The following is a 5,654-nucleotide window of genomic DNA, read 5'->3' on the forward strand; positions in this document are numbered from 1 at the left end:
GAGGGTTGCTACATAAGCAGAATCTATGGCAACATTATATCTGGTCGTTCTTTGCTCATTTTTGTTTTGACGAGCAAATAGCACCAACCACCTTTGCCGAGGTGGTTAGCAAGAAAATCGCAGTAGCAGTACGAGGTAAAAGCGTGCACTGATGTGTGCAGCTGCTTTCACGCTGCCTAGTTCAGCCCTCGGCTGAGGCGCGCGTATCATACACCTTAAGCCAGAGGGTTTCTAGGTCTATATAAAGATGCTGTACCCCACTCCATGAGAATGGAGGTACGTTATGAAAGAGAAGACCGTGCGCGTGCGCGCGTATCCTCGCTTTCGTTTCGGCCGCTGGGAACACGTGGTAATGCACTACCGCAGCCTTCCCCGCTAAGCCGTAGCTAGCTAGAGGCCCCCTAGGGGGCCTCTTTTTTCTGCACCTCCAACATACAACTGTTCCTAACGCTCAGTAAATAGCACCCTCACTTGCTGGATGCACATACAGAAAAATCTCTAAGACACCGTCGAAAAGCCGACCACAAGAGGCCTACAAGGCTTCCTAAGCGCTTTACGCCGGTCACACGCAACAACCCATTGAGGTGCGTTAAACGCACCTCTGAGGCGGACTCCAGGCGATATCGCAGGAATTTCTGTCACTGTCTTTTTTGTATCTTTCTGTAACCTTGCGCTGCATCGGCCATAGAATGAGGGAGTTTGGCAGTCAGAAGCCAGACAGTAGGGGGTCAGCTCACCAGGGTTGCCAGCCTGGCCAGCACGTCATCCATGATCTCCGGCGGCACGCTTTCCACCCACCGCCCATGACGGGCCTCGATGTCCAGGGTGCGTATCTGGCTGCACAGCACGACGCCGGTGGTGGTCGTACCCGCCTCGGCCAGCGACACCGTGAAGCCCCTAGAGCGCGCAAAGCCACCTCCGTTGGTGATTGGCGCGACCAGGGGCGTGCCCATGGCGAGATTGAACGCGTCCGGCGATACGATCAGCACCGGACGCATGCCTTGCTGTTCATGGCCCCGAGTGGGGTTGAGCGAGACGAAATAGATGTCACCGCGCCGCATTACAGCAGCTCACGGCCGACGGGCTCGGCATCCAGCCACTCGCGCTCGCCGGCGGACATGTCTGCCGTAGTGTCGCACTGGGCCAGCAGCTCCTCGAGGGAGTACCGCGGCTTGGCCGGTTCCACGACCAGACGCCCGTGATCAACCTCGATCTCGACTTGAGAGCCGGCGTGCAGATGCAGCTGATCGAGCAGTGCTCGCGGCACCGCCATCATGACGGAGCCGCCGACGCGGCGAAGATTGGTGGTGCTCATGTTGACCTCCTGCGCGTGTTGCGCCATTAAGTTATATAAAAATATAACCTTGAGCCGCGCACAGCGCAATCGTCCTACCGATGCACCTCTAAGGCCTGTCAGGCTTCCGCGGCTTATCTTGAGCCAATAAACGGGACATAGTCCCGCATTTATACTACCCTGGTGGGTAGCTCAACCTTCCAGGAGTGTCCCATGGCCCTACGCCGCATCAGCGACCTCGAGCAGTCGTTCAAAAGCCAAGACGGCAACGTCGTCGAGTGGAAGGCACCGAGCCGCTGGCTCTACCGCTACGAGCGCGATCGCAGCGCCGTAGGCATGGAAACCGGCCCCGGCACCGGCGAGTTCCTATGGTACATACTCGAGAAGAACGACCTTACCCACGCCAAGCGCCGCGTGTTCGACCTCATCAACGAGGACGAGCTCTGATGGGACGGAGGCGCGTGATTGTGCCGGAGGAAGCATCGCTGTGGTTGGGCGTACTGCTGGACGCGGCCTTCGATCCCACCTCGACTGCCCTGGATCTGGCGCGCAGCGCCGACGCGCTTAACTACACGGAACCTGGGCATGGTTGGCAGGCTCGCCACGGCCAGGCCGGTCTCCTGGCGATCGCCAGCGACCTTACGCAGTATCCCCATGACTACAGCGATACACGACGCGCCGAGCTGCTGCTGGCCTGGGCCGAACGCTGGGTCCAGGCCGAAGACTGGTCGCGACTCACAGCCCGAGTACGCAAACGCCGGCAACGAATGGCTTCCTAAACTGAAGAAGCAGACACTAGACGTCATCCGCACAGATCAGTGTCCAAGCTCGTTGACTGATGGTTTCCGGTAGGTTCACCCCCAGAACACGATCGATCGATGCATCCGCGTGACAAGGAGAAAATCTCCATGCATGACATCCTGCGAGGTCTGCTACTGACCAGCCCTCTCTGGCTGGGCGCCCTGCTCCTGCTACCCAGCACAATGAGGGAGCTGAGGCGACCACCGAAGCGACGCTAGCCACCAAGAGACGTCACTGCTCCGATTAGTCACTTATGACTCACCGATTAGTCACTTATGACTCACCGATTAGTCACTTATGACTCACCGATTAGTCACTTGTGACTCACTGATGATGCACTTCATGGCAGAAATGATGCACCTGTGATGCATCGATGATGCTTTCCTCCTGCTTTCCCTGTGGTGATGCCAGCCCCACGCCTAAGCTGCTGCGCAGCAGCTTAGGGCCCATTGCAACCTTCTTGGGCGTCGAGACACGTCGAAACTGGGTTCCTTAACCACCCAGGGCGGGGAAATCCTTAACGGTGGAAGTCACACACCATACGCACCCCTTCGGGATGCGCAACAAATTGTTTATAAAAGGAAAAATCCCGAAGCTTCATATTTTTTTGTTATACAAGGTGATATACCAGACTGCCTGGAACCTCCATGGAATGGGCCATTCACGTTATACGGGACGTTATACACCGGATGCCAGGTTAAGGAGCTGAGAATGATGGTATCTCGTGGTCAGCCACACGAGGCCGAACAACTGCGCCAGAGGCGCCCTCGTACTCGCACGACCGGTGATGCGTGTCTTGGAGGCTGACTACTTTAGCGGCGAGGCCTGATGTGAGGCGCGCAGGCGCGTAGCGCCTCGACCGCGCCGATCCCTCGACTTGTCGAGGCCTTTTGCGGCCTTCGGCGGCCTTCGGCCGCCTAGGCCGCCTAGGCCGCCGAAGGCGGGGCGGAGGGCGAGGTACGAGCCCGGAGGGTAGGTGAGCGCATAGCGCTCTTTCTTTTATGTCCTTTTTCCTTTTCCCCTTTTAGCCTCGATAAGCCTTTGATTTAAAATAAAAAAAATGATCAAGTGGGGACAAAAAGGTGGTTAAGAAGGGACAAAAAGGTGGTTAAGAAGGGACAAAAAGGTGGTTGAACCAGGGACAGGAAGGTGGTTATATGTGACACAAATAAACAAGTCACATAGTCCCAGGGAGGGGAGATGAAAAACGCCCTCGTCTACAAGGCTAACGCTTTGGTCGAAGCTTCTTACCGCCTGAGCCTATACGAACAGCGCATCATCCTGGCTTGTATCGCCCAGGTTCGTCGGGACGATACCTTGACTGATCAGCAGCTCTACACTGTCAGCGCCCGGCAGATCGCCGACATGGCAGGTATCAGCGTCGACCGCGCCTATCAGCACCTCAAGGCAGCGTCAGAACGCCTGTTTGATCGCCGCGTAACGCTCCACGAGGCGCCCAATGGTCAGGGGGGAAGTAGGGTCAGGTTAACCCGCTGGGTGCAAACGGTGGAGTACCGGGACACCGAAGGCGCGATAGCCTTGCGCTTCGGTACAGATATGGTGCCCTATCTTTCCCAGCTCACCGAACAATTCACCCGCTACGCCCTGGCCGATGTGGCCAAGATGAGCAGCGCTCACGCGATCCGGCTCTATGAGTTGCTGGCCCAATGGCGTGGGACAGGGGAGCGGGAAGTGTCTATCGAATGGCTCCGCGAAGCACTCCAGCTCGAGGACCGCTACGACAACATCCGTGATCTTAAACGCCGTGTGATCGAGCCGGCAGTGGAGCAGATCAACGAGCACTCGCCTCTCTGGGTGAAGTGGAGCCAGCGAAAGACTGGGCGGCGGGTCTCTCACCTAGGATTTACCTTCGGCGAGAAGACTTCCAAAAAGCCCCACAAGGCCCGCAAGAAGAAAACTCACACCGATACCAGCAACAAAAAAGAAAGCGCCTCAGGCGCGCGATACGGCATTCCTCAGAGCATCATAGAATCCCAAGCCTACCCAGGCGAAAGCTATGACGACGCGGCACTGCGCATCTTGGACGAACGGCGCCACGCAACTAAGGCGTGAATCTTTCACGCTATACGGGAAGACCTACTAGGCTATCTGCAACAGCCGACTTGCAACCAATTAGGCCCCCATGCAACTGACCATACCCAAGGCGGCCAAGCTGTACGGAAAACACCGCTCTACGATACACCGCCATATCGAAGCAGGCCGCCTTTCATGCGGGTTCCGAGGAGATGGGACCCGAGTTTTGGAGATGTCCGAGCTGATTCGGTGTTACGGCGAACCCAAGCATTTTCCGGACGAGATGCAACCATCCGCAACCTTTCACCAGGAAAACATGCAACAAGCAATGTTGCAGGCGTTGCACGCGATGCACAGTGAGCTTGTAGCCCTTCGCCAAGAGGTCGCCGAGCTCCGTCAGTTGCCGCCCCCTACTGCACAACCCGCGACGCCACCTCCCGAGGAAACGCCCCCAATACAGCCCCAGGATGAAGATCCCCATGGCCTGCGCTCGCTGGTCCAGTCGCTACGCGACCACGACAACAACACCTCCGATCGCTAGAAGCTCAGCCGCTCGAACGGCCGCCCGGTGAGGGCGGTATAGGCCACCGTATTCTGAATGTTGGCGTGGCCCAGATACTGCTGCACGGTGCGCAGATCCACGCCCTGGTTGATCAGGTGCACGCCGCAGGCGTGACGTAGCGCGTGCGGATGCCACTTCACGCCCAGCACGCGTTCGCTGAGGCGATGCAGCAGGCGCCGGAAGCCGTCGGCGCTGACCGGCGCCCCGCGCTCATTGACGAACACCAGCCCTGCCGCGCTACCGCTGTCACGCTGGTAGCGCTTTAATGCTCGCACTGTATCGCCCTGGAGGGGATGCGTGCCATCCCAACTGTCTTTGGCGCGGGTGACGCGCAGCTCATGGTGAACCAAGTCGACGGCTAACCAACGCAGCCCCACCAGCTCCGAGACCCGCAGCCCGTGCTCGAAGGCCAGCCGCAGCATCAGCGCATCGCGCCGCCCGTGCCGGTTGTGCCGAATCGCGCCACGCATCAGGCGGTGTACCTCGTCGCGGGTCAGGTGCTTGCGGCCACGTGCCGCATCGTTGGCAGCGCGGCTGCGCACTGTCCGGGTTTCAATGGCTGGCGAGACTGTCGGGGTGGGGTGTCGAGGCTTATCGGGCACGGGCGGGAGCGCTCCTGGTCGCGGGAACTGTCCGGGTTTCAGGTGAAAGCCAGACAGTAGCAGCCGCTTCAAGGCACGTCATTTTAGGGGAGACCAGCACGTGTCTTATGAAACTGGGAGCCATCTAGATGGTCGTTCGCGCTTCCAGGGACAAAGCAGGAAATGATTTTTTGAGGCCGTCACAACGGGCGAACCTCAACATATCCACAACATAGCAAAGAAAAACACAATATGTAGGAGGCAGGAAGGGAGGGGGCACTTTATATGGTGCTTTTTACCGACCAGAGGGTTGCTACATAAGCAGAATCTATGGCAACATTATATCTGGTCGTTCTTTGCTCATTTTTGTTTTGACGAGCAA

The 5,654-nt window shown here is 57.9% G+C and carries 7 protein-coding genes; 4 read left to right on the top strand and 3 right to left on the bottom strand.

What is annotated here, in order from left to right:
* Positions 1-728: 728 nt before the first annotated feature.
* Together RAN53_RS16170 and RAN53_RS16175 are read right to left on the bottom strand one after the other, a co-directional pair.
* Positions 729-1,061: a type II toxin-antitoxin system PemK/MazF family toxin gene (locus tag RAN53_RS16170; RefSeq protein ID WP_305797830.1), complete on the bottom strand. Its 333-nt coding sequence runs from the start codon at positions 1,059-1,061 to the stop codon at positions 729-731.
* Entirely contained in the window at positions 1,061-1,315 is a 255-nt protein-coding gene (locus RAN53_RS16175; protein ID WP_305797831.1) for an AbrB/MazE/SpoVT family DNA-binding domain-containing protein, read from the bottom strand. The genes RAN53_RS16170 and RAN53_RS16175 overlap by 1 nt, the downstream gene beginning before the upstream one ends.
* Before the next feature lie 192 nt (positions 1,316-1,507).
* Between RAN53_RS16175 and RAN53_RS16180 the strand changes: the two genes are divergently transcribed.
* From RAN53_RS16180 to RAN53_RS16195, 4 genes are all read left to right on the top strand, one after another.
* Positions 1,508-1,741 (top strand): hypothetical protein, encoded by a 234-nt coding sequence (locus RAN53_RS16180; RefSeq protein WP_305797832.1) that lies wholly within the window; start codon positions 1,508-1,510, stop codon positions 1,739-1,741.
* Positions 1,742-1,785: 44 nt separating this feature from the next.
* The gene (locus RAN53_RS16185; RefSeq protein ID WP_305797833.1) at positions 1,786-2,073 is read left to right on the top strand and encodes a hypothetical protein; all 288 of its coding nucleotides are present in this window, start codon (positions 1,786-1,788) and stop codon (positions 2,071-2,073) included.
* A gap of 1,222 nt (positions 2,074-3,295) precedes the next feature.
* Positions 3,296-4,168: a replication initiation protein gene (locus RAN53_RS16190; protein WP_305797834.1), complete on the top strand. Its 873-nt coding sequence runs from the start codon at positions 3,296-3,298 to the stop codon at positions 4,166-4,168.
* A 193-nt stretch (positions 4,169-4,361) separates the two neighbouring features.
* A complete protein-coding gene (locus RAN53_RS16195; RefSeq protein ID WP_305797835.1) occupies positions 4,362-4,670 on the top strand; it encodes a hypothetical protein in 309 nt (102 codons plus the stop codon).
* Here RAN53_RS16195 and RAN53_RS16200 read toward each other — a convergent pair.
* Positions 4,667-5,293 (bottom strand): tyrosine-type recombinase/integrase, encoded by a 627-nt coding sequence (locus RAN53_RS16200; protein ID WP_305797836.1) that lies wholly within the window; start codon positions 5,291-5,293, stop codon positions 4,667-4,669. The genes RAN53_RS16195 and RAN53_RS16200 overlap by 4 nt on opposite strands.
* Positions 5,294-5,654: the final 361 nt, after the last annotated feature.

This window comes from Halomonas sp. SSL-5 (genome assembly GCF_030708455.1).
GTDB lineage: Bacteria > Pseudomonadota > Gammaproteobacteria > Pseudomonadales > Halomonadaceae > Halomonas.

Excerpts from the sequence above, each read along its gene's own strand:
- RAN53_RS16180 (WP_305797832.1), top strand. The coding sequence starts at position 1,508 with ATGGCCCTACGCCGCATCAGCGACCTCGAGCAGTCGTTCAAAAGCCAA.
- RAN53_RS16195 (WP_305797835.1), top strand. The coding sequence starts at position 4,362 with ATGTCCGAGCTGATTCGGTGTTACGGCGAACCCAAGCATTTTCCGGAC.
- RAN53_RS16190 (WP_305797834.1), top strand. The coding sequence starts at position 3,296 with ATGAAAAACGCCCTCGTCTACAAGGCTAACGCTTTGGTCGAAGCTTCT.
- RAN53_RS16170 (WP_305797830.1), bottom strand. The coding sequence starts at position 1,061 with ATGCGGCGCGGTGACATCTATTTCGTCTCGCTCAACCCCACTCGGGGC.
- RAN53_RS16175 (WP_305797831.1), bottom strand. The coding sequence starts at position 1,315 with ATGAGCACCACCAATCTTCGCCGCGTCGGCGGCTCCGTCATGATGGCG.